The organism is Paenibacillus mobilis (assembly GCF_058267595.1).
The window spans coordinates 14,418-37,323 of sequence record NZ_JBZCMS010000018.1; the positions used below are offsets into that span (position 1 = coordinate 14,418).

21 protein-coding genes and 1 other annotated feature are annotated in these 22,906 nt (G+C 49.3%); all 21 genes read left to right on the forward strand.

Features of this window, described 5'->3' with window-relative positions:
- Positions 1 to 486 precede the first annotated feature (486 nt).
- The 21 genes from cysE to tuf all read left to right on the forward strand — a co-directional run bounded on the left by cysE (position 487) and on the right by tuf (position 22,768).
- Positions 487 to 1,155 (forward strand): serine O-acetyltransferase, encoded by a 669-nt coding sequence (gene cysE / locus AC3ZPD_RS21765; RefSeq protein ID WP_490986365.1) that lies wholly within the window; start codon positions 487 to 489, stop codon positions 1,153 to 1,155.
- Between the two features lie 130 nt (positions 1,156 to 1,285).
- Entirely contained in the window at positions 1,286 to 2,689 is a 1,404-nt protein-coding gene (gene cysS, locus AC3ZPD_RS21770; RefSeq protein WP_490986366.1) for a cysteine--tRNA ligase, read from the forward strand.
- The gene (locus AC3ZPD_RS21775) at positions 2,686 to 3,159 is read left to right on the forward strand and encodes a Mini-ribonuclease 3 (RefSeq protein WP_490986367.1); all 474 of its coding nucleotides are present in this window, start codon (positions 2,686 to 2,688) and stop codon (positions 3,157 to 3,159) included. Before cysS ends, AC3ZPD_RS21775 begins: the two co-directional genes overlap by 4 nt.
- Before the next feature lie 75 nt (positions 3,160 to 3,234).
- Entirely contained in the window at positions 3,235 to 3,987 is a 753-nt protein-coding gene (gene rlmB / locus AC3ZPD_RS21780) for a 23S rRNA (guanosine(2251)-2'-O)-methyltransferase RlmB (protein ID WP_490986368.1), read from the forward strand.
- Between the two features lie 5 nt (positions 3,988 to 3,992).
- Complete coding sequence (locus AC3ZPD_RS21785; protein WP_490986369.1) at positions 3,993 to 4,514, forward strand: NYN domain-containing protein; 522 nt, start codon at positions 3,993 to 3,995, stop codon at positions 4,512 to 4,514.
- A 160-nt stretch (positions 4,515 to 4,674) separates the two neighbouring features.
- Positions 4,675 to 5,322 carry an RNA polymerase sporulation sigma factor SigH gene (gene sigH / locus AC3ZPD_RS21790; protein WP_068698268.1) on the forward strand — a complete coding sequence of 216 codons (648 nt, stop codon included), beginning with the start codon at positions 4,675 to 4,677 and terminating at the stop codon, positions 5,320 to 5,322.
- Between the two features lie 687 nt (positions 5,323 to 6,009).
- Positions 6,010 to 6,159, forward strand: a complete 150-nt coding sequence (gene rpmG, locus AC3ZPD_RS21795) for a 50S ribosomal protein L33 (RefSeq protein ID WP_076176720.1) — start codon at positions 6,010 to 6,012, stop codon at positions 6,157 to 6,159.
- A 21-nt stretch (positions 6,160 to 6,180) separates the two neighbouring features.
- Positions 6,181 to 6,372: a preprotein translocase subunit SecE gene (gene secE, locus AC3ZPD_RS21800; protein WP_068698266.1), complete on the forward strand. Its 192-nt coding sequence runs from the start codon at positions 6,181 to 6,183 to the stop codon at positions 6,370 to 6,372.
- A 23-nt stretch (positions 6,373 to 6,395) separates the two neighbouring features.
- Complete coding sequence (gene nusG, locus AC3ZPD_RS21805) at positions 6,396 to 6,929, forward strand: transcription termination/antitermination protein NusG (protein ID WP_490986370.1); 534 nt, start codon at positions 6,396 to 6,398, stop codon at positions 6,927 to 6,929.
- Positions 6,930 to 6,994: 65 nt separating this feature from the next.
- Entirely contained in the window at positions 6,995 to 7,420 is a 426-nt protein-coding gene (rplK, locus tag AC3ZPD_RS21810; RefSeq protein WP_016310704.1) for a 50S ribosomal protein L11, read from the forward strand.
- A gap of 133 nt (positions 7,421 to 7,553) precedes the next feature.
- The gene (rplA, locus tag AC3ZPD_RS21815; RefSeq protein WP_490986371.1) at positions 7,554 to 8,246 is read left to right on the forward strand and encodes a 50S ribosomal protein L1; all 693 of its coding nucleotides are present in this window, start codon (positions 7,554 to 7,556) and stop codon (positions 8,244 to 8,246) included.
- 81 nt (positions 8,247 to 8,327) lie between these two features.
- Positions 8,328 to 8,475, forward strand: a sequence feature (ribosomal protein L10 leader region).
- Positions 8,476 to 8,533: 58 nt separating this feature from the next.
- On the forward strand, positions 8,534 to 9,043 hold the full coding sequence (gene rplJ, locus AC3ZPD_RS21820; RefSeq protein ID WP_490986372.1) for a 50S ribosomal protein L10: 510 nt from the start codon (positions 8,534 to 8,536) through the stop codon (positions 9,041 to 9,043).
- A 67-nt stretch (positions 9,044 to 9,110) separates the two neighbouring features.
- Positions 9,111 to 9,473: a 50S ribosomal protein L7/L12 gene (rplL, locus tag AC3ZPD_RS21825; RefSeq protein WP_490986373.1), complete on the forward strand. Its 363-nt coding sequence runs from the start codon at positions 9,111 to 9,113 to the stop codon at positions 9,471 to 9,473.
- A 102-nt stretch (positions 9,474 to 9,575) separates the two neighbouring features.
- Positions 9,576 to 10,175 carry a class I SAM-dependent methyltransferase gene (locus tag AC3ZPD_RS21830; RefSeq protein WP_490986374.1) on the forward strand — a complete coding sequence of 200 codons (600 nt, stop codon included), beginning with the start codon at positions 9,576 to 9,578 and terminating at the stop codon, positions 10,173 to 10,175.
- A gap of 450 nt (positions 10,176 to 10,625) precedes the next feature.
- Complete coding sequence (gene rpoB, locus AC3ZPD_RS21835) at positions 10,626 to 14,171, forward strand: DNA-directed RNA polymerase subunit beta (protein WP_490986375.1); 3,546 nt, start codon at positions 10,626 to 10,628, stop codon at positions 14,169 to 14,171.
- A gap of 36 nt (positions 14,172 to 14,207) precedes the next feature.
- Positions 14,208 to 17,819: a DNA-directed RNA polymerase subunit beta' gene (gene rpoC, locus AC3ZPD_RS21840; RefSeq protein WP_490986376.1), complete on the forward strand. Its 3,612-nt coding sequence runs from the start codon at positions 14,208 to 14,210 to the stop codon at positions 17,817 to 17,819.
- A 206-nt stretch (positions 17,820 to 18,025) separates the two neighbouring features.
- Entirely contained in the window at positions 18,026 to 18,277 is a 252-nt protein-coding gene (locus AC3ZPD_RS21845) for a ribosomal L7Ae/L30e/S12e/Gadd45 family protein (protein WP_490986377.1), read from the forward strand.
- A gap of 141 nt (positions 18,278 to 18,418) precedes the next feature.
- Entirely contained in the window at positions 18,419 to 18,841 is a 423-nt protein-coding gene (rpsL, locus tag AC3ZPD_RS21850) for a 30S ribosomal protein S12 (protein ID WP_490986378.1), read from the forward strand.
- Between the two features lie 45 nt (positions 18,842 to 18,886).
- Positions 18,887 to 19,357 (forward strand): 30S ribosomal protein S7, encoded by a 471-nt coding sequence (rpsG, locus tag AC3ZPD_RS21855; protein WP_044482526.1) that lies wholly within the window; start codon positions 18,887 to 18,889, stop codon positions 19,355 to 19,357.
- 49 nt (positions 19,358 to 19,406) lie between these two features.
- Positions 19,407 to 21,485, forward strand: a complete 2,079-nt coding sequence (gene fusA, locus AC3ZPD_RS21860) for an elongation factor G (protein WP_490986379.1) — start codon at positions 19,407 to 19,409, stop codon at positions 21,483 to 21,485.
- Between the two features lie 92 nt (positions 21,486 to 21,577).
- Positions 21,578 to 22,768: an elongation factor Tu gene (tuf, locus tag AC3ZPD_RS21865; protein WP_490986380.1), complete on the forward strand. Its 1,191-nt coding sequence runs from the start codon at positions 21,578 to 21,580 to the stop codon at positions 22,766 to 22,768.
- The last annotated feature ends 138 nt before the right edge of the window (positions 22,769 to 22,906 follow it).

Consider the following 22,906-nt stretch of genomic DNA (forward strand, 5'->3'; position numbering starts at 1 on the left):
GAGGATGACCGGCAGCATGAAACGAGCTGCGCGGCTGAGAGTCGTCCGGTGAGCGTTCGGCCGAAATGCACCTTGGAGCTGCCGCTTGAATGCGCGGGGACTGAGAGATGTCCGCTCGCCGCTGTAGAGTGCGCCGTTTTGTCCCCGTTAAGGACACCGGAGAGGATCTGGCTCTTGTCTGTCCGCCTTTTGCTTGCATGCAAAAGACGAGGGGGGATCAGATAAGCAGAGTGGGACCGCGTTTATAAAGCGCCTCTGCAGCATGATGCTGCAGGGGCGTTTTTTCATTTTGGATCGGGAAGAGTCGCGATCGAAAGAAAGTTCCGGGTTCCTGAACCTTTTTTATAGGGATCGGCTCAACCACAAACCACAGAGCACCAGGGTTCTCTTGAACCGATGGCATCATGCATTTCATGCTTTACCGAAAGTTGGAAGATGCAGGCAGCGGAAAAGGCTGCAGGGTATTGACAGGGGGAGGGATCAGGTATGTTCAAGGCGTTCAGATCAGATATCCAGGCCGTGTTTGACAATGATCCCGCGGCTAGAGGATGGTTTGAAGTGGTGTTCACTTACTCGGGGCTTCATGCGATATGGAATCACCGCGTCGCCCACTGGTTTTATAAACGGCGCTGGTTTACCATCGCCCGGATTATTTCTCAGGTGAGCCGTTTCTTTACCGGCATTGAGATCCACCCGGGGGCGGTAATCGGGAATCGATTATTTATCGACCATGGCATGGGGGTCGTCATCGGGGAAACCTGCGTGATCGGGGACGATGTTGTTCTTTATCAAGGGGTAACCCTGGGGGGGAGCGGGAAAGAAAAAGGAAAACGCCACCCCACAATCGGCAATAATGTAGTTATCGGCTCCGGGGCGAAGGTGCTTGGTTCTTTCAAGGTCGGGGATCAAAGCAATATCGGGGCCAATTCCGTTGTGCTTCGCGAGGTTCCTCCGAATACGACGGTTGTAGGCATTCCGGGCAAGGTTGTCAAACAGGGCGGCAAACGGACGGACCGGCTCAATCATGAACTGCCGGATCCGATCATCGACGCGCTCCAGAGCATGAACAGCGAAATCGAAAGGCTGCGGGAAGAGGTGCGGGAAATGCGGGGCCGGCTCGGGGAACGGCAACCGGAAGCGGTAAAGGAGCCTTAGCCTCAGGGGCAGGGAGTTTCCGGGCAATCGGAATGACTTTGACGGTTTAAGGATACAATGGGGAACAAATCTTGACTTAGGGATGCAGTTATCCCTCTTTTGGATGCTGCGCGAAAGGATTGATGCTTTTATGGCTCTTCAAATTTATAATACGATGACCAGAACAAAAGAAATCTTCACCCCTCAAACGGAAGGGAAAGTGTCCATGTACGTTTGCGGACCGACCGTTTACGGGTATATCCATATCGGCAACGCCCGTCCGATGATCTTTTTCGACGTGGTTCGCAGCTATTTGGAGAATCGTTCCTATGACGTCAACTATGTGGTGAACTTCACCGACGTAGACGATAAGCTGATCCGTGTAGCCAAAGAGATGAATAAAACGGTTCCCGAAGTGGCTGACATGTTTATCCAGGCTTATTACGAGGACCTCGACGGTCTCGGCATTCCGCGGGCGACCGCGAATCCGCGGGTGACGGAGAATATGGGCCTGATCATCGACTTTATCTCCGAATTGGAGCAAAAAGGCTACGCCTACGAAAACGGCGGGGACGTGTTCTACCGGACGGCTAAATTTGAGGATTACGGCAAGCTGTCGGGACAAAACATCGGGGAGCTGCAGTTCGGCATCCGGATCGACGTAGACACGCGCAAGGAAAATCCGGAGGACTTCGTCCTTTGGAAAGCCGCCAAGCCCGGCGAAATTTCCTGGGCCAGTCCATGGGGCGAAGGCCGTCCGGGCTGGCATATCGAATGCTCGGCCATGGCCCGCAGCCTGCTTGGAGACACGCTCGACATCCATGGCGGCGGCCAGGACCTTCAATTTCCGCACCATGAATGCGAATGCGCCCAGTCGGAAGCTTTAACCGGCAAACCGCTGGCGAACTACTGGATGCACAACGGATATATCAACATCGGCGGGGAAAAAATGTCCAAATCCCTCGGTAACGGGGTATTGGTTAAAGATCTTCGCCAAAACTATAAACGTACGGCGATTCGTTATTTCATGTTGTCCGGCCATTACCGCAATCCGCTGAATTATACGGATGAAGTGATGGAGCAGGCTCAGCGCAGCGTAGAGCGGATTGCCATCGCAGTCGGCAACGTGAAGCACCGCCTGAACGGTCAAGAGGGCAGCCCGGAAGAAGCGACGCCTGAGTTCAAAGAGAAGCTGGAGGCCATCCTGGAGCAGTTCCATGAGAAAATGCAGGATGACTTCAATACGCCGGATGCCATTACCGCCGTATTTGACTGGGTCAGCGAAGCCAATCTGCTGCTGCAGAAGGCTCACTGCAGACCGGCAGATCTGCTGGCCGCTTTGGCGGCGTTTGACGAAATGAACAGCGTGCTGCGGGTTTATGAGGAAGAAGCAGCCGAGCTGCCGAGTGAAGAAATCGAACGCCTTATCGTGGAACGGACGGAAGCCCGCAAAGCGAAAAACTGGGCGAGAGCGGATGAAATCCGCGACCAGCTGGATGCGCAGGGCATCATTTTGGAGGATACGACGCAGGGTATCCGGTGGCGCCGGAAATGAGCCAAGACGATCTGACTCCGCAAGACGGTTTGACTTCTGAAGGGGGCGGCGGCCTTTCGCCGCTCTGGTTCCCTTATCCGGCATCCAAGCCCGTAAAGCTGCTTCCCCCGCTGGTGCTGGCCTATATCGGCGACGCTGTTTTTGAGGTGGCAGTGCGGCAATATCTGATTTCGCGGCCGAAGCTGAAGCCGCACCATCTTCACGTGCAGGCGACCCGGTTCGTCTCGGCGAAATCGCAGGCCAGGCTGCTCGCGCTGATTGATCCGCAGCTGACGGAGGAGGAGCAGGACGTCGTCCGGCAGGGGCGCAATGCCAAGTCGGGCAGCGTGCCGAAAAATGCAGACGTCATCGATTACCGTCATGCGACCGCCCTGGAAGCCCTGGTCGGCTTTTTGTACTACAGCGGCCGGCATGAACGGCTGCAGCAGCTGGTCGACCAGGGGATGAAGCTGCTGGAAACGGACAAGTAAGGACGGAATCCGCTCTTTTTTGCGGGATCAGCTTTAGATAGTGTTTTTTCAGGGAATATGTAGGGAGGAAAAGGAATGGAACAAGAACAACAGGAATGGATCGGCGGCAAGCACTCGCTGCTTGAGGCTTTGCGGGCCGGCCGGACAATCAATAAAATTTGGATTGCGGAGGGTGCTCAGAAACATCTGACCGCGCCAATTATCGCCGAAGCGCGGAAACTCGGCATTATTACGCAAACGGTCGATAAACGCAAGCTGGATCAAATGGTTCCCGACTTGCAGCACCAGGGCGTAGTTGCGCAGGTAGCGCCATATGCTTATGCCGAAGTGGAAGATCTGCTGGAAGCGGCGAGCGAATCAGGGCGTCCCCCTTTTCTGCTTATTTTGGATGAAATCGAAGACCCGCATAATCTCGGCTCCATTTTGCGTACGGCCGAATGTACAGGGGTTCACGGGGTTATTTTGCCAAAGCGTCGTTCGGCTTCCATCACGGCTACCGTGTCCAAAACCTCGGCGGGTGCCGTTGAATATGTGCCTGTAGCCCGGGTCACGAATCTGGCCCAAACCATCGACCAGTTGAAGGAAGCCGGCGTCTGGGTAGTTGGCACGGACGTGGAAGCGCGCGAAGAAATCTATGACACTAATATTTTTACAGGTCCCGTAGCGGTGGTGATCGGAAACGAAAACAAAGGCATGGGCAGACTGATCAAGGAAAAATGCGACGTTCTCGTCAAGCTCCCGATGGCCGGCAAACTAAACTCCCTGAATGCGTCCGTGGCTGCCGGAGTCGTCATGTATGAAGTGCTGCGCCGGCGCGCTCAAGGCTAGAGTCCATGGCAGAGGTGCAAAATGTGCTCCTCGTGGACGGCTACAACATGATTGGCGGCTGGCCCGAGCTGGCGGAGCTGGCCAAAATCGGCATGCAGGAAGCGCGGGACCGGCTGCTCGAGCGGCTGGCCGATTTTCAGGCTTTTTCCGGCTGGAAGGTGATCGCCGTGTTTGATGCCTACCAGGTGCCTGGTTTAGGTAAAGCTTTTAAACAGCGGAATGTGCAAATCTATTTCACGAAGGAAAAAGAAACCGCCGACGAATGCATCGAACGCCTCGTGCGTGAACTGAGCAACCGGCTGCGCCGGATCTATGTCGCAACAAGCGATATGATCGAGCAGCACGTGATCTTCGGACAGGGGGCCCTGCGCCTTTCGGCTCGGGAACTGCTGACGATGCTCGAACAGAACGAGCGTGAACTGAAGGAAAGGATTGTCGAGGAGGGTCGAACTTCTTCCAGAAATACGGTGGCGGGCAAGCTTTCTCCGGAACTGCTGATGGAGCTGGAACGCCTGCGAAGGCAATGATTTTCGTGACTCTAAGTACTGCTCCCAGATGCTCTTGACAAACTTCGACCTGACATAATTTAGGACTTTTGTGGTTGACGCTGTGTATGCTCTCCTATATACTGATCGTATACTTGACTAGAGTGACGGAGCACCGTGCGTTGCGGCCGGAGGGATTGTATTGAGTGTCGACCTCAACTTATTCATAACATCAGATTATGAAATTCTGAGTGATGAAGATATCGTAGAATCTGTCCGCAGTGGGGACAGCGAAGCCTTGGAGTATCTGATTCATAAATATCGGAGTTTCGTCCGCGCCAAAGCAAGATCCTATTTCTTGATCGGAGCGGATCGGGAAGACATTATTCAAGAAGGCATGATCGGTCTCTATAAGTCTATTCGGGACTACAAAGGGGATAAGCTTTCCTCCTTTAAAGCGTTTGCCGAGCTGTGCATCACGAGACAAATCATTACCGCAATCAAGACGGCAACGAGGCAGAAGCATATTCCGCTGAATTCTTATGTCTCCCTGGACAAGCCTATTTATGATGAAGATTCCGATCGCACGCTGCTGGACGTCATTTGCGGCTCACAGGTATGCGATCCGGAAGAGCTGATCATCAACCAAGAGGAGTTTACCGGCCTCGAGGACAAAATGTCCGAGATTTTAAGCGATCTTGAACGCAAAGTGCTCATGCTTTATCTGGACGGTCGTTCCTATCAGGAAATTTCCGTAGATTTAAAGCGGCATGTGAAGTCGATTGACAATGCGCTGCAGCGTGTTAAGCGCAAGCTGGAACGTTACCTTGAAGTGCGTGACGGTTTGTAAATTAATATCAGTAAATTAATATCAGTAAATCAATAGCTGTCAATCAATACCTGGAATTATTAACTTCGTAACTCAATAACGTTGATTATGGCAAGCGAATTTGCATGACGTGAATCTGCAAGCCTTTTTAGGAAAGGACTCGGCACCGGGTCTTTTTTAGTATGAAAGTCATGATGGATTGTTTCTCGCAGGGCAGTTAAATCGGTTGAGGCAGTTAAAACCGTTCAAGCAAGCTTTAATTATGTTCCAGACACCCCAGCTTTGAGGGGTGTTTTTTTTGCACCTTCAGTCGGAGGAGCGGGAAGAGGCTTAATTGACGCTGGCCGTAATTGAATTTTTGTTCAGCAGCCGATTATTCTTCGCCGTTCAGGTTTAACAAGGGGCTTAAGTGATTATACTTGGGAAATGGTGCGTCAAACAGTTCAGGAGAACATTGGAAAACGGCCTCCGCGCAGGCTGCGTAGAGGGTCAAGGAACTTATTCTTGCGTTGACACGGATGTTGGAAATATGATAAAGTGTTTCGAGTAGGCCTAAATTCATGCTTATTTGGCATGGATAAGAAAGTATAGCTGCAAGTTCCCTATTTTCTTATCCATACCGCGCTGAATGAAGACCTGCTTTTGCCGGTTAGTCCGGATATTAAGAGACTTCTAACTTGATTAAGATGTCTTCGGGAGGTGCACATCATGCGGGTAATTATTACGTTGGCTTGTACGAATTGCAAACAAAGAAACTACACGACAACAAAGAACAAGCGTAACCACCCCGACCGCATGGAGATGAAGAAATTTTGCAAGTTCTGTAACGAGCAAACTCCTCATCGCGAAACCAGATAGTCTGTGGAGGTGTAGTCGCGCATGAAACGCAGTTTCAAGTCGATGTTTTCTTTTTTCTCCGAAAGCTGGGCTGAACTTAAAAAGGTTCGCTGGCCCAATCGTAAAGAGTTGACGAATTACACGCTGATTGTGCTGGGTACAATTGTAGTTGTCGCCGTTTACTTTTGGGTTATTGACATCGGTATCTCCGCTGTGATCGAAGCGATAATTTAAGAAGGGTCCTTAGGTGGCTTGATATGGAAAAAAGATGGTACGTAGTTCATACCTATTCCGGGTATGAGAATAAGGTCAAAGCCAATTTGGAGAAACGCGTCGAGTCGATGGGTATGGAAGACAAGATTTTCCGGGTTCTTGTTCCTATGGAAGAAGAAGTGGTAAACAAAGACGGTAAGAAGAAGACTGTCATGCGCAAAGTTTACCCTGGTTATGTCTTGGTCGAAATGATCCAAACTGACGATTCCTGGTACGTTGTCCGCAATACGCCTGGTGTGACCGGCTTTGTCGGTTCTACAGGTTCCGGCTCCAAACCGACTCCGCTCCTTCCTGAGGAAGTGGAACAAATTCTTCATCATATGGGCCTTCAAGAGCCTAAACCGACTATTGAGTTTGAGATCAAAGAATCCGTACGGATTAAAGTGGGTCCATTTGCCAATTTCGTCGGCTCTGTTGAAGAAGTGCTTGCCGATAAGAGCAAGGTCAAAGTTCACGTCAACATGTTTGGCCGGGAAACCCCGCTTGAACTGGACTACACTCAAGTCGAGAAGCTTTAGCATCATGTTTTTATGCAGGGACTGATTTTTTGACTCTGCATTACTAGGTCAAGGAGGTGTCTTACATGGCTAAAAAGGTAATTAAAGTTGTAAAACTGCAAATTCCTGCGGGTAAAGCGAATCCAGCTCCTCCAGTAGGTCCGGCTCTCGGTCAAGCAGGTGTTAACATCATGGCTTTCTGTAAGGAGTTTAACGCTCGTACAGCTGACCAGGCTGGTTTGATTATCCCGGTTGAAATTTCCGTATTTGAAGACCGTTCTTTCACATTCATTACGAAAACTCCACCGGCTGCAGTATTGCTTCGCGTAGCTGCTAAAATCGAGAAAGGTTCCGGCGAACCTAACAAGAAGAAAGTAGCAACGGTTAAACGTGATACTGTTCGTCAAATTGCAGAACAAAAAATGCCTGACCTGAACGCAGCTTCCGTTGAAGCAGCTATGCGTATGGTTGAAGGTACTGCCCGCAGTATGGGTATCACAATCCAAGACTAATCTTGGGCTTGCAACGAAAGTTGCTGTTTGCAACAGAAGTTGCCTTTAATTCATTTGTTAGCCTTCGGAGAACTAAATGAATTAAAGATAGTGGGAGGAATTTCCGCTAATACCACACAAGGAGGAAAATTTCATGGCTAAACACGGTAAAAAATACCTGGAAGCTGCTAAGCTGATCGACAGCGAAGCAACTTATGAGCCTTCTGAAGCTGTTGAGCTTGTGAAGAAGGCAGCTACTGCGAAGTTCGACGAAACTGTTGAAGCTGCAGTACGTCTGGGCGTTGACCCTCGTAAACAAGACCAAGCCGTTCGTGGTGTCGTTGTCCTGCCTCATGGTACGGGTAAAACACAACGCGTTCTGGTATTCGCTAAAGGCGAGAAAGCAAAGGAAGCGGAAGCTGCTGGCGCTGACTTCGTAGGCGATCAAGACATGATCAACAAAATCCAACAAGGCTGGTTCGAGTTCGATGTCTGCGTAGCTACACCGGACATGATGAGCGAAGTTGGTAAATTGGGCCGTCTTCTCGGCGGTAAAGGCCTTATGCCTAACCCTAAAGCCGGCACAGTTACGTTTGACGTAACGAAAGCCGTTCAAGAAATCAAAGCAGGTAAAATCGAGTACCGTCTGGACAAAGCGGGTCAAATCCACGCTCCAATCGGTAAAGTTTCTTTCAGCGCTGAACAGCTGAACGACAACTTGAAAGCTCTGGTTGACGCATTGAACCGTGCGAAACCTGCAGCAGCTAAAGGCGTTTACTTGAAGAACATCGCCGTATCTTCGACGATGGGACCAAGCGTCCGTGTTGCTACTGCCGTTTACAGATAATATTTCCAGGCTTAGGCTTAGGAATAAAGGTTGACTCTGCGGAGTATTCCTTATATACTGTAATGGTTGCATTGATTTCAATCAAATCGAATATGCTTACCGTAGACAGTAGGTGCTGAAAGGCTTAATTTCCTACCGAGGTGTTGTGATATAAGTTCGGAATTTGCTTTGCAAAGGATGAATCATCAGACCTTCGTAGTTCTACTGCGAAGGTCTTTTTCATATCCCGGGGCTTCTGAAGAAGCAAAGTCTTACGGATTAAGTAATCTTTATAGGAGGTGTACAATTTGGCAAACGCAAAAGTAATCGAGTCCAAACAGGCGGCGGTTGAGCTGGTAGCTTCCAAGCTGAAAGCTAGCACAACTACGGTTGTTGCCGACTATCGTGGTCTTAATGTTTCCCAAGTTACGGAACTGCGCAAGCAGCTTCGCGAAGCGGGTGTTGAATTTCAAGTTTTGAAAAACACACTCGTACGTCGCGCGACTGCAGCAGCGGAACTGAGTGAACTTGATGAAGTTCTGACAGGACCTACTGCAATTGCTTTCGGTGCTGAAGATGCTGTAGCGCCAGCAAAAATTCTTAGTGATTTCGCTAAGAAAAATGAAGCATTGAAAATTAAAGGTGGCGTTGTTGAAGGCCGTGTAGTTGGCGTTGACCAAATTAAAGCGCTGGCTGATCTTCCTTCCCGCGAAGGTCTCCTTTCCATGCTCCTCAGCGTGCTTCAAGCTCCAGTTCGCAACTTTGCGCTGGCAGTCAAAGCCGTTGCAGACAAAGGCGAAGGCGAAGCAAGCGCGTAAGCGTCTTGTTCCAATGTTCGTAGCGTAACAACAAATCAAATCAACTAATATATTGGAGGTTTAACTCATGAGCAAAGAAACAATTTTGGAAGAAATTAAAGGTATGACTGTTCTTGAACTGAACGAATTGGTTAAAGCAATCGAAGAAGAATTCGGCGTAACTGCCGCAGCTCCAGTTGTAGTAGCAGGTGGCGGCGGCGCAGCTGAAGCTGCTGAGCAAACTGAGTTCGACGTAATCTTGACTAACGCTGGTGCTTCCAAAATCAACGTTATCAAAGTCGTTCGCGAAATCACTGGCCTGGGTCTGAAAGAAGCAAAAGACCTGGTAGACAACGCTCCAAAACCATTGAAAGAAAAAGTAGCTAAAGAAGAAGCTGAAGCTACTAAAGCTAAATTGGAAGAAGCAGGCGCAACTGTAGAAGTTAAATAATTTCTTCCTTTTATAAGACAAACCCCTTGAGTCTTTCAAGGGGTTTGTTTTTATAATCCTAATAAAGTATGGATAAGTCCGTGCTTTGCCGGAGGTTTATCGATGACGGATCATTATTATTCCAGCAAACCTGAAACGGCGCATGATAAGCGCACCCTGGAAACGGTTCTTCGAGGGCGTAAGTTCCGCTTTGCGAGTGACGCAGGCGTTTTTTCCAAGCAAGGCGTTGATTACGGCAGTAAAGTGCTGATCGAAGCTATGGAAATCGGAAGCGAGGATTGTGTGCTGGATGTTGGGTGCGGTTATGGGCCGATCGGTTTGACGGCTGCTGTCTTGGCGGTGAACGGGCATGTGGCCATGATCGATGTAAACGAGCGGGCTGTCGGGCTGGCTGCCGAAAATGCAAAGGTCAACGGGATCTCTAATGTAACGGTGCTTCAAAGCGATATTTATTCCAATGTTCCTGAAGCAGAGGTTTTTGATACGATTTTGACCAATCCACCGATCCGTGCCGGAAAAGCTGTTGTACATGCGATCTTTGAAGGTGCGTATAATCGGTTGAAGCCTGGAGGATCGCTTTGGATCGTCATTCAAAAGAAGCAGGGAGCACCGTCGGCCAAGGAGAAGCTGGAACAACTCTTTAGTTCCGTAGAGGAAGTTACGAAAGACAAAGGGTACCGAATTTTCAAAGCTGTCAAATAAGAAGGTATAACCTTGACTTTTTTTCTCAAAGGGCTATTGACTTGTAAGTGGGCGCATGATATTATTATAAAATGTCAGCATTAGGATGCCCTCTATGTCTTTAGTTTGTGAAGATGTCAAGCATATTTTTGAACGGCAGCGTATAGTTCGGTGCTTGTTTACGTATAATATGTACATTTTGGGCAAATCTATTGAATATGGGGGATTCCGTCAAGGATGACGCGGAATTCAATATGCTCTTTCTTCGAAGTATCGGGTAGGGGCTTTTTCTTTGCCGGGAGAATGGAGCTGCATCTCTTTCGGTTGTTAAAACGGGTGTCGGCCTAAATTACAGGTCGTAAAGCCGTTTTTGCTTGTTTGTAGAATCCGTTCATGGGTTTTATTATAAGCGTACAAACACGGGTTCGCAATGTATTTTTAAAGTGAGTAGACATGAGGGGTGAGTTTAAGTTGGCAGGACATCTTGTTCAATATGGTCGACGCACTCGGCGGAGTTATGCAAGGATTAACGAGGTTCTCGAAATTCCGAACCTGATTGAAATCCAACAGAAATCATATGAGTGGTTTTTGGAGGAAGGTTTGCGGGAAATGTTCCAGGACATCTCGCCGATTCAGGATTTCACGGGCAACCTGGTCTTGGAATTTATCGATTACAGCCTAGGCGAACCGAAGTATACAGTAGACGACGCGAAAGAACGCGACGTTACGTATGCAGCGCCGCTTAGAGTAAAAGTTCGGCTCATTAATAAGGAAACCGGCGAAGTCAAGGAACAGGAAGTGTTCATGGGGGATTTCCCGTTGATGACAGAAACCGGTACATTCGTTATCAATGGTGCAGAACGGGTTATTGTCAGCCAGTTGGTACGCTCCCCAAGCGTCTATTTCAGTACGAAAGTCGATAAAAACGGCAAAAAGACGTACACCGCTACAGTGATTCCGAATCGCGGCGCATGGCTGGAGCTTGAAACGGACGCCAAGGACATTATTTATGTCCGGATCGACCGTACACGTAAAATACCGGTAACGGTATTGCTGCGTGCTCTTGGTTTTGGCACGGATGCTGAAATTTTGGATTTGCTCGGTAACGATGAATATATCCGCAATACCCTGGATAAAGACAACACGGATTCCACGGAAAAAGCGCTGATTGAAATTTACGAGCGCCTTCGTCCGGGCGAGCCGCCAACGCTTGAAAACGCGAAAAGCTTGCTCGTTGCCCGTTTCTTTGATCCAAAACGTTACGACCTTGCGAACGTAGGTCGCTACAAAATCAATAAGAAGCTTCATATTAAAGATCGTTTGTTCAACCAACGTCTGGCTGAATCCCTGATTGATACGACTACAGGCGAAATTATCGCTGAAGCGGGTCAATTGGTCGATCGCCGCCTGCTGGATGAAATCCTCCCGCTGCTTGAGCAAGGTGTGAGCTTCAAGGATTACCACTTGGCTAACGGCGTGCTTGGTGCGGAAGATGTTCCGCTGCAAACGATTGATATCTTCTCGCCTATCGAGGACGGCAAGGTAGTTAAAGTGATTGCGAACCGGAATATTGATAAATCCGTTAAGCACATTACACCTGCTGATATTATTTCCTCGATCAGCTATTTCATTAACCTGCTGCACGGCATCGGCAGTACCGACGATATTGACCATTTGGGCAACCGTCGTTTGCGTTCTGTAGGTGAGCTTTTGCAGAATCAGTTCCGTATCGGTTTGTCCCGTATGGAACGTGTGGTTCGCGAAAGAATGTCCATTCAAGATGCTAACGTCATTACGCCACAAGCTCTGATCAACATTCGTCCGGTGATTGCGTCCATTAAAGAATTCTTCGGCAGCTCGCAGCTGTCCCAGTTCATGGACCAAACAAATCCGCTGGCAGAACTTACTCATAAACGCCGTCTTTCCGCACTCGGACCTGGTGGTCTGACTCGGGAACGCGCGGGCATGGAAGTTCGAGACGTTCACCATTCTCACTATGGCCGTATGTGTCCTATCGAGACGCCGGAAGGTCCGAACATCGGTTTGATCAACTCCTTGTCCACTTTTGCCCGCATCAACGAATATGGCTTTATCGAAGCTCCATACCGTTGGGTGGATCCGAAGTCGGGTCAAGTAACCGAACAGATCGCTTACCTGACGGCTGATGAGGAAGATAACTATGTTATCGCCCAGGCGAACGTTGAGCTTACCGAAGAAGGTAAGTTTAAGGACGATATGGTTATCGTTCGTTATAACAAACAGTCCGACAACATTTTGACGATGCCTAGCGACCGGGTCGACTACATGGATATCTCTCCTAAACAGGTTGTATCCGTAGCGACGGCGCTCATTCCGTTCTTGGAAAATGACGACTCCAACCGCGCGCTCATGGGATCCAACATGCAGCGGCAGGCCGTTCCTCTCCTTATTCCTAAAGCTCCGCTGGTAGGTACAGGTATGGAACATAAAGCTGCTAAAGATTCCGGGGTATGTATCGTTACGAAATATGATGGTGTTATCGAACGCTCCACAGCTGATGAAATTTGGCTGCGCCGTACTGAAATTGTGGACGGCAAGGAAGTTAAGGGAGACATCATTAAACATAAATTACACAAATTTAAGCGTTCGAACCACGGGACATGCATCAACCAGCGTCCAATCGTAAGACGTGGCGACATTGTCAAAAAAGGAGACATCCTTGCTGACGGTCCGTCCACGGAAATGGGCGAATTGGCACTCGGCCGCAACGTAGTCGTTGCCTTCATGACTTGGGAAGGTTACAACTACGAGGATGCGATCCTGCTGAGTGAAAAACTGGTCAAAGAAGACGTGTACACTTCCATTCATATTGAAGAATATGAATCCGAAGCTCGCGATACGAAGCTTGGACCGGAAGAAATTACGCGTGATATCCCGAACGTCGGCGAAGAAGCGCTCCGCAACCTCGACGAACGCGGTATTATCCGCATCGGTGCCGAAATTGCCGCTGGCGATATTTTGGTCGGTAAAGTAACTCCTAAAGGCGTTACCGAGTTGACTGCTGAAGAACGTTTGCTGCATGCCATTTTCGGTGAAAAAGCCCGCGAAGTTCGCGATACTTCCCTGCGTGTGCCTCACGGTACGGACGGGATCGTCGTTGACGTTAAAGTATTTACTCGTGAGAACGGCGACGAGCTGCCTCCTGGCGTAAACCAATTGGTTCGCGTTTATATCGCACAAAAACGTAAAATCTCCGAAGGCGATAAAATGGCCGGACGTCACGGTAACAAAGGTGTCGTTGCCCGTATTTTGCCGGAAGAAGATATGCCGTTTATGCCGGACGGAACGCCGGTACAGGTTGTCCTCAACCCGCTGGGCGTACCATCTCGGATGAACATCGGTCAGGTGCTGGAAATTCACCTCGGTATGGCTGCTATGAAGCTCGGCATCCACGTGGCGACGCCGGTATTTGACGGCGCGAACGAATACGACGTATTCGATACGATGGAAGAAGCCGGTATGCAGCGCAACGGTAAAACGATGCTGTACGATGGCCGTACAGGCGAACCGTTTGAACGTGAAGTTACCGTCGGTGTCATGCACATGATCAAACTGGCGCACATGGTCGATGATAAAATCCATGCTCGTTCTACTGGTCCTTACTCTCTCGTTACGCAGCAGCCTCTGGGTGGTAAAGCCCAATTCGGCGGACAGCGTTTCGGTGAGATGGAAGTTTGGGCGCTGGAAGCTTATGGCGCCGCTTATACCCTGCAAGAAATCTTGACCGTTAAATCCGATGACGTGGTCGGCCGGGTGAAAACTTACGAGTCCATCGTCAAAGGTGAAAACGTACCGGAACCAGGCGTGCCGGAATCCTTCAAAGTTTTGATCAAAGAGCTTCAAAGCTTGGGCATGGACGTTAAGATCCTGAGCGAAAACGAAGAAGAGATCGAAATGAAAGAGCTGGATGACGAAGAGGATGCAGCCGGCGATAAGCTGAGCTTGAATCTGGAAGGATCGGAAGTCGGCGTAGAATAGAGTATAAATCAGGACTTGGTTAAGGAGGGATGCTCCTTGTTGGACGTCAACAACTTCGAGTTTATGAAAATTGGGCTTGCTTCCCCAGAAAAAATTCGTTCTTGGTCCCGCGGAGAAGTTAAGAAACCGGAAACGATTAACTATCGTACACTTAAACCGGAAAAAGAAGGGCTGTTCTGTGAAAAGATTTTCGGCCCTACGAAAGACTGGGAATGTCATTGCGGTAAATATAAACGCGTCCGTTACAAAGGCGTTGTCTGCGACCGCTGTGGTGTAGAAGTTACGCGTGCGAAAGTGCGCCGTGAACGTATGGGCCACATCGAATTGGCAGCTCCCGTATCTCATATCTGGTATTTCAAAGGGATTCCTAGCCGTATGGGTCTGGCTTTGGATATGTCCCCAAGATCGCTGGAAGAGATCATTTATTTTGCATCTTATGTAGTTACAGATCCTGGTGATACGCCGCTTGAGAAGAAACAGCTTTTGTCCGAAAAAGAATACCGCAGCTACCGTGAGAAATACGGCTACGGTTTCCAAGCGGGCATGGGCGCTGAAGCGGTTAAGAAATTGCTGCAGGACCTGGATGTCGATAAAGAGCTGGATTTCCTGAAAGAGGAACTCCGTACGGCTCAAGGACAACGCCGCAACCGGGCGATTAAACGTCTCGAAGTAATTGAAGCGTTCAAGAGCTCCGGCAACCAGCCGGAGTGGATGATTCTCGACGTGCTTCCGGTCATCCCTCCGGAACTGCGTCCGATGGTTCAGCTGGATGGCGGACGTTTTGCAACGTCTGACCTGAACGACCTGTACCGCCGCGTAATCAACCGGAACAACCGTTTGAAACGCCTTCTTGACCTCGGCGCTCCGGACATCATTGTCCAGAACGAAAAACGGATGCTCCAAGAAGCGGTTGACGCCTTGATCGACAACGGCCGCCGCGGACGTCCGGTAACGGGCCCGGGCAACCGTCCTTTGAAATCCCTCAGCCATATGCTGAAAGGTAAACAAGGGCGTTTCCGTCAGAACCTGCTTGGTAAACGGGTTGACTACTCCGGTCGTTCCGTTATCGTCGTAGGGCCTTACCTGAAAATGTACCAATGTGGTCTCCCTAAAGAAATGGCCTTGGAGCTGTTCAAGCCGTTTGTCATGAAGGAGCTTGTCAATAAAGGACTCGCCCACAACATTAAGAGCGCAAAACGCAAAGTAGAACGCGTAAGCCCTGAAGTTTGGGATGTCCTTGAAGAAGTGATCAAGGAGCACCCGGTTCTGCTGAACCGTGCCCCTACGCTTCACCGTCTCGGTATCCAGGCGTTCGAACCGATTCTGGTTGAAGGCCGCGCCATCCGTCTTCACCCGCTCGTATGTACGGCTTATAACGCCGACTTCGACGGTGACCAAATGGCTGTGCACGTACCTTTGTCTGCCGAAGCTCAAGCAGAAGCACGCATTTTGATGCTGGCTTCCGGCAACATTTTGAACCCTAAAGACGGTAAACCGGTTGTTACTCCGTCCCAGGATATGGTCCTCGGTTCCTTCTATCTGACTATGGATAATAAGGATGCCCAAGGTTCCGGCATGATCTTGGGTAACGTCAACGAGGCTGTTTCGGCTTACCAGCGCGGTGCGGCTTCCCTGCATGCCCGTGTGGCGATCCCGGTTAAAGCGCTGAACAAGGTGATCTTTAACGAGAAGCAGCAGGATGCCTTGCTCATCACAACCGTGGGTAAAATTATCTTTAACGAAATTTTCCCAGAGACGTTCCCTTACATCAACGAAGCAACCCGGGATAACCTTTTCAACGGTACTCCTGAGAAATACTTCATTTATGAAAAAGGCGCCGACGTCAAAGCGCTGCTTGATGCTTCTCCAATCGCAAGTGCGGTAGGTAAAGAATACTTGGGCTCGATCATTGCCCGCTGCTTCGAAACTTATCACACGACGGAAACGTCCGTGATTCTTGATAAAATCAAACAACTCGGCTTCACTTATTCCACACGCGCCGGTGTCAGCATCGCCGTATCCGACGTTGTGGTTCCGGAAGAGAAGAAGCAAATCATGTCCGATTCGGATGAAAAAGTCCGGGTTGTTACGAACCAATACCGTCGTGGTCTGATTACAGATGAAGAACGGTATGACCGGGTTATCGACATCTGGTCCAAAGCGAAAGACCAGCTGACCGACGTCCTCATGAAATCGATGGATCGCTTCAACTCCATCATGCTCATGGTGGATTCCAAAGCGCGGGGTAACAAATCGCAGATCACCCAGCTTGGCGGCATGCGGGGTCTGATGGCAACGCCATCCGGCCGGATTTATGAACTGCCGATCAAAGCGAACTTCCGCGAAGGCCTGACCGTCCTCGAGTACTTTATCTCGACGCACGGTGCACGTAAAGGTTTGGCGGATACCGCGCTTCGTACCGCGGATTCCGGTTACCTGACTCGTCGTCTGGTAGACGTGGCTCAGGATGTTATCGTTCGCGAAGAAGATTGCGGAACCGATAAAGGTATCGTGGTATCACGGATCCAGGACGGTAAGGAAATCATCGAAGATCTCTTCGACCGTATTGAAGGCCGCTACTGCTTCGAAACGATCCGTCATCCGGAAACCGGTGAAATCATCATCCATCGTGATGAGCTCATCGATACGGATAAAGCAAACGCGATCGTGAACGCAGGCATCGAGAAACTTCAAATCCGTTCTGTGCTCAGCTGCCGCGCTCGTCATGGCGTATGTAAGAAATGTTACGGACGCAACCTGGCGACAGGCAAACACGTTGAAATCGGCGAAGCGGTTGGTATCATCGCGGCTCAATCCATCGGTGAACCGGGAACTCAGCTTACTATGCGTACGTTCCACACCGGCGGTGTTGCAGGTGACGATATCACGCAAGGTCTTCCGCGTATCCAGGAGCTTTTCGAAGCCCGGAACCCGAAAGGTCAAGCAACTATCAGTGAAATTGACGGCGTAATCAAAGAAATCCGCGAAGCTAAAGACCGCCGTGAAATCGAGGTACAAGGCGAAGCGGAAACGAAAGTTTACTCCGTCACTTACGGATCGCGCCTCCGCGTAAGCGAAGGCATGGAAATCGAAGCGGGCGACGAGCTCACCGACGGTTCCATCGACCCTAAAGAAATTTTGCGTATCAAAGGGATCCGCGGCGTACAGAACTATATCCTTCAGGAAGTTCAGCGCGTATACCGGAACCAAGGCGTAGAAATCAACGACAAACACGTCGAAGTCATGATCAAGCAGATGCTGCGCAAAATCCGTATCGTAGATGCCGGAGACACTCAACTTCTGCCAGGATCTTTCGTAGACCTGTATGAATATGAAGTAGCGAACAAAGAAGCGATCCTGTCCGGCAAAGAGCCAGCTGTTGCGAAACCGGTATTGCTCGGTATCACCAAAGCGTCGCTCGAAACTGACTCCTTCTTGTCTGCAGCATCCTTCCAGGAGACCACTCGTGTCCTGACTGATGCAGCGATTAAAGGTAAAGTGGATAAACTGCTCGGTCTTAAGGAGAATGTTATCATCGGTAAGCTGATCCCAGCGGGTACGGGGATGAACCGTTACCGCAATGTGGAGTTTGACGGACCGGTTGATGAGGAAGCGGCTGAAGGTTTGGAGCCTGTATCCGTAGACTAATACGGGTGGAGGTATAGCTTTTTCAGTAAAAAATATCGGTGTGGACGCGGCAGGAAACCGGTAATTCGGTTTTCTGCCGGCTGTCGGCGCCGGTTTTTTTTTGCGGCAAAAATATTAGAACTCTTTCTTGACATTCAAATTCCGTAGTGATAATATAACAAAGTGCGTGAGTACGTGAATTCCTGTCTTTCTTCGGAGGGTTGACCATGTCGAATGACAACGGGCTACAGGAGGCTCATGTAAGAATCGGCACCAAGCAGACCATGCGAATGGTTCAATTGGGACTAGCTGAAGAAGTATATGTAGCGCAGGATGCAGATCCGCGAATTACTTCAAAGATTGTAGCGCTTTGCGAAGAATCATCCGTGAAGATTACTTATGTCGATACGATGAGAAATCTGGGCAAGGCATGCGGCATCGAAGTTGGTGCGGCAATGGCTGCGATTGTAAGACCATAACGGCTTGAAACGTTTTTGCAGAAGGGGAAACCTCGATGTAAAAACTTTTCCTTTGTTCTTTTATGAACCGCCTGGCTCTGTGGGCTTAAAAAGTAGGTTTGTAAAGAGCTTTTAAAATTCGAGGAAGGGGGTGGCAACAACATGCCAACTATTAACCAATTAGTCCGTAAAGGACGCCAAGCTAAAGTTGAGAAGTCCAAATCACCTGCTTTGCAACGTGGTTTTAACGCTTTGAAACGTGAGGCTACTGATCTGAGCGCTCCACAAAAACGTGGGGTTTGCACACGCGTAGGTACTATGACTCCTAAGAAACCAAACTCCGCACTTCGTAAATATGCCCGTGTTCGCTTGACGAACCGCGTAGAGGTGACGGCTTACATTCCAGGTATCGGTCATAACCTGCAAGAGCACAGTGTCGTGCTGATCCGTGGTGGCCGGGTTAAGGACTTGCCGGGTGTACGTTACCATATCGTACGCGGAGCTTTGGATACTGCAGGTGTTAACAACCGTATGCAGGCTCGTTCCAAATACGGCGCTAAACGTCCTAAAGCTAAAAAATCCTAAGTTTAACATACTTGATTTAGAAATTTTTCCGAAAGGGGGATATCCATGCCACGCAAAGGTCCTGTTACAAAAAGAGACGTGTTGCCGGATCCGGTATACAACAGCAAACTTGTTACACGCCTGATCAACCGCATCATGCTTGACGGTAAACGTGGTGTTGCTCAAAGTATCTTGTACAATGCGTTCAACTTGATTCAAGAACGTACTGGCAACGATCCAATGGAAGTCTTTGAAGCAGCGCTTAAGAATATCATGCCAGTTCTGGAGGTTAAAGCTCGTCGTGTCGGTGGTGCAAACTACCAAGTGCCGATCGAAGTTAAACCGGAAAGACGTACATCCCTGGGATTACGTTGGCTTGTAAACTACTCCCGCAACCGCGGTGAGAAAACGATGGAAGAGCGTTTGGCGGCTGAGATCATCGATGCTTCCAACAACACCGGCGCTTCCGTTAAGAAACGCGAAGACACACACAAAATGGCTGAAGCGAACAAAGCGTTTGCTCACTACCGCTGGTAGGATTCGGCTTGTAAGACCAATACTTCAATTTTGAAGGGAGATCCCATTCATGGCAAGAGAGTTCTCCTTGAAAAATACACGTAACATCGGTATCATGGCGCATATTGACGCCGGTAAGACCACTACCACTGAACGTATTTTGTTCTACACAGGCCGTACGCACAAAATCGGTGAAGTTCACGAAGGCGCTGCGACAATGGACTGGATGGAACAAGAGCAGGAGCGCGGGATTACAATTACTTCCGCCGCTACAACGGCTCAATGGAAAGGTCACCGCGTCAATATCATTGATACTCCGGGACACGTTGACTTCACTGTAGAAGTTGAACGTTCCCTCCGTGTATTGGACGGGGCCGTAGGCGTTTTCAGTGCTAAAGAAGGCGTTGAGCCGCAGTCTGAAACAGTATGGAGACAGGCTGACCGTTATGGCGTTCCACGGATCGCTTATGTCAACAAAATGGACATTATCGGTGCCGACTTCCTGAACGTAGTTAAGGACATGCGCGATCGTCTGCAAGCGAATGCAGTTGCAATCCAACTGCCTATCGGTGCAGAAAATGACTTCGTAGGCATCATCGATATTGTTGGCCAAAAAGCGTATATGTATAAAGACGATTTGGGTCAAAATATCGAAGAAGTAGAAATTCCGGAACAATACCTCGACCAAGTCGAAGAGCTTCGTAACGAACTGGTTGAGAAAGTAGCTGAACTGGATGAAGAATTGACTATGAAATACCTCGAGGGCGAGGAAATCACAGTCGAAGAACTGAAAGCGGCACTCCGTAAAGGTGTTGTTGAAGTTAAAATCTTCCCAGTCATCTGCGGTTCCTCTTATCGCAACAAAGGGGTTCAGCTGATGCTGGACGCTGTTATCGATTACTTGCCAGCTCCAGTGGACGTTCCGGATATCAAGGGTCACCTTGAAGACGGTACAGAAGCGATTCGTCATTCTTCTGACGAAGAGCCGTTCTCGGCTTTGGCATTTAAAATCATGACTGACCCTTATGTAGGTAAGTTGACATTTTTCCGCGTATATTCCGGTATCTTGCAATCCGGTTCTTACGTATTGAATGCTACAAAAGGCAAACGCGAACGGATCGGCCGTATCCTTCAGATGCACGCTAACAGCCGTCAAGAAATCAGCGAAGTATACGCTGGTGACATCGCGGCAGCGGTAGGTTTGAAAGATACAGGTACAGGTGATACACTTTGTGATGAGAAGAATCCGGTAATCTTGGAATCCATGAACTTCCCGGATCCGGTTATCGAAATCGCAGTTGAGCCTAAAACCAAAGCTGACCAAGATAAAATGGGCGTTGCTCTCGGCAAACTGACAGAAGAAGACCCTACGCTCCGGGCTCATACAGACGAAGAAACAGGTCAAACTATTCTGGCTGGTATGGGTGAGCTTCACCTGGATATCATCATCGACCGTATGCGCCGTGAGTTCAAGGTAGAAACTAATGTGGGTAAACCACAGGTTGCTTACCGGGAAACGATTACAGTGCCTGCGCGCGTTGAAGGTAAATTTGTTCGTCAGTCCGGTGGTCGTGGTCAATACGGTCACGTTTGGGTTGAATTCGAACCTCTCGAAGCAGGAACAGGCAGCCAATTCGAAAGTAAAGTCGTTGGTGGTTCCGTACCAAGAGAGTATATTGGACCGGCGCAACAAGGTATTGAAGAAGCTATGAAAAATGGTATGCTCGCCGGCTTCCCGGTTGTAGACGTTAAAGCCACTATCGTAGACGGTTCTTACCATGATGTCGACTCCAGTGAAATGGCGTTTAAGATTGCAGGCTCCATGGCGCTTAAAGCGGCTAAGGACAAATGTAAGCCTGTATTGCTTGAGCCAATCATGAAAGTAGAAGTAACAGTGCCTGAGGAGTACATGGGCGATGTTATGGGTATGCTGAACTCCCGTCGTGGACGTATCGAAGGTATGGACACTCGTGGCGGTACTCAAATTATCCGTGCAAAAGTACCTCTCTCTGAAATGTTCGGTTACTCCACAACACTCCGTTCCGGTACTCAAGGACGCGGCGTATTCTCCATGGAACTCTCCCACTATGAAGAAGTTCCTAAGAACATCGCTGAAGAAATCATCTCCAAGAACAAAGGCGGAGAATAATCGTTTTACCTGTTGGAGCGGAAGTGCCCATAGCGGCTCCTTCGTTCTGACCTAACATAACAAACCTTAAATTTGAGGAGGAATTGTTTAAAATGGCTAAGGCTAAATACGAACGTAATAAACCGCACGTTAATATCGGTACTATCGGTCACGTCGACCATGGTAAAACAACTTTGACTGCTGCTATCACAACTGTATTGTCCAAAAAATACGGTGGCGCAGCTGTAGCTTTCGACCAAATCGACAAAGCTCCAGAAGAACGCGAACGTGGTATCACAATCTCCACAGCTCACGTAGAATATGAAACTCCTGCTCGTCACTATGCACACGTTGACTGCCCAGGACACGCCGACTATGTTAAAAACATGATCACCGGCGCTGCCCAAATGGACGGCGCGATCCTGGTTGTATCCGCAGCTGACGGCCCAATGCCGCAAACTCGCGAACACATCCTGTTGTCCCGCCAAGTAGGCGTTCCTTACATCGTTGTATTCTTGAACAAATGCGACATGGTAGAAGACGAAGAGCTTTTGGAACTGGTTGAAATGGAAGTACGTGACCTGTTGTCCGAATACGACTTCCCAGGCGACGATACTCCAATCACTCGTGGTTCCGCTCGTGAAGCTCTGCAAAACCCAGACGGCGAATGGGCTCAAAAAATCGTCGAAATGTTCGAAACTATCGACACTTACATCCCATTGCCAGAACGTGAAGTTGACAAGCCGTTCTTGATGCCTGTCGAGGACGTATTCTCCATCACTGGCCGTGGTACAGTTGCTACAGGTCGTGTAGAGCGCGGTACTGTTAAAGTCGGCGACGAAATCGAAATCGTGGGTATCCACGAAGAAACTAAAAAATCCGTTGTAACTGGCGTGGAAATGTTCCGCAAATTGCTGGACTCCGCTCAAGCCGGCGACAACATCGGCGCACTGCTTCGTGGTGTTGACCGTAACCAAATCGAACGTGGTCAAGTATTGGCTAAACCAGCTTCCGTTAAACCGCACACTGAGTTTGAAGCTCAAGTATACGTTTTGACTAAAGAAGAAGGTGGCCGTCATAAGCCTTTCTTCACTGGCTACCGTCCACAGTTCTATTTCCGTACAACTGACGTAACTGGCGTTATCAGCCTGCCAGAAGGTACTGAAATGGTTATGCCTGGTGACAACATCACTGTAACTGTAACCCTGATCTCCCCAATCGCGATCGAAGAAGGAACTAAGTTCTCCATTCGTGAAGGCGGACGTACAGTAGGTGCGGGTTCCGTAGCTACAATCTCCAAATAATAAGGTTGATTAACCTTATCTTTTATAAAGCAACAATGTGCTGTGAAGAGTAACAATGTGCTGTGAACGCAAGTTAGAGAATCCGGTGTCGCTTTGGCGGCGCCGGATTTTTTATGGATGAAGCAAGATTCCGGACGC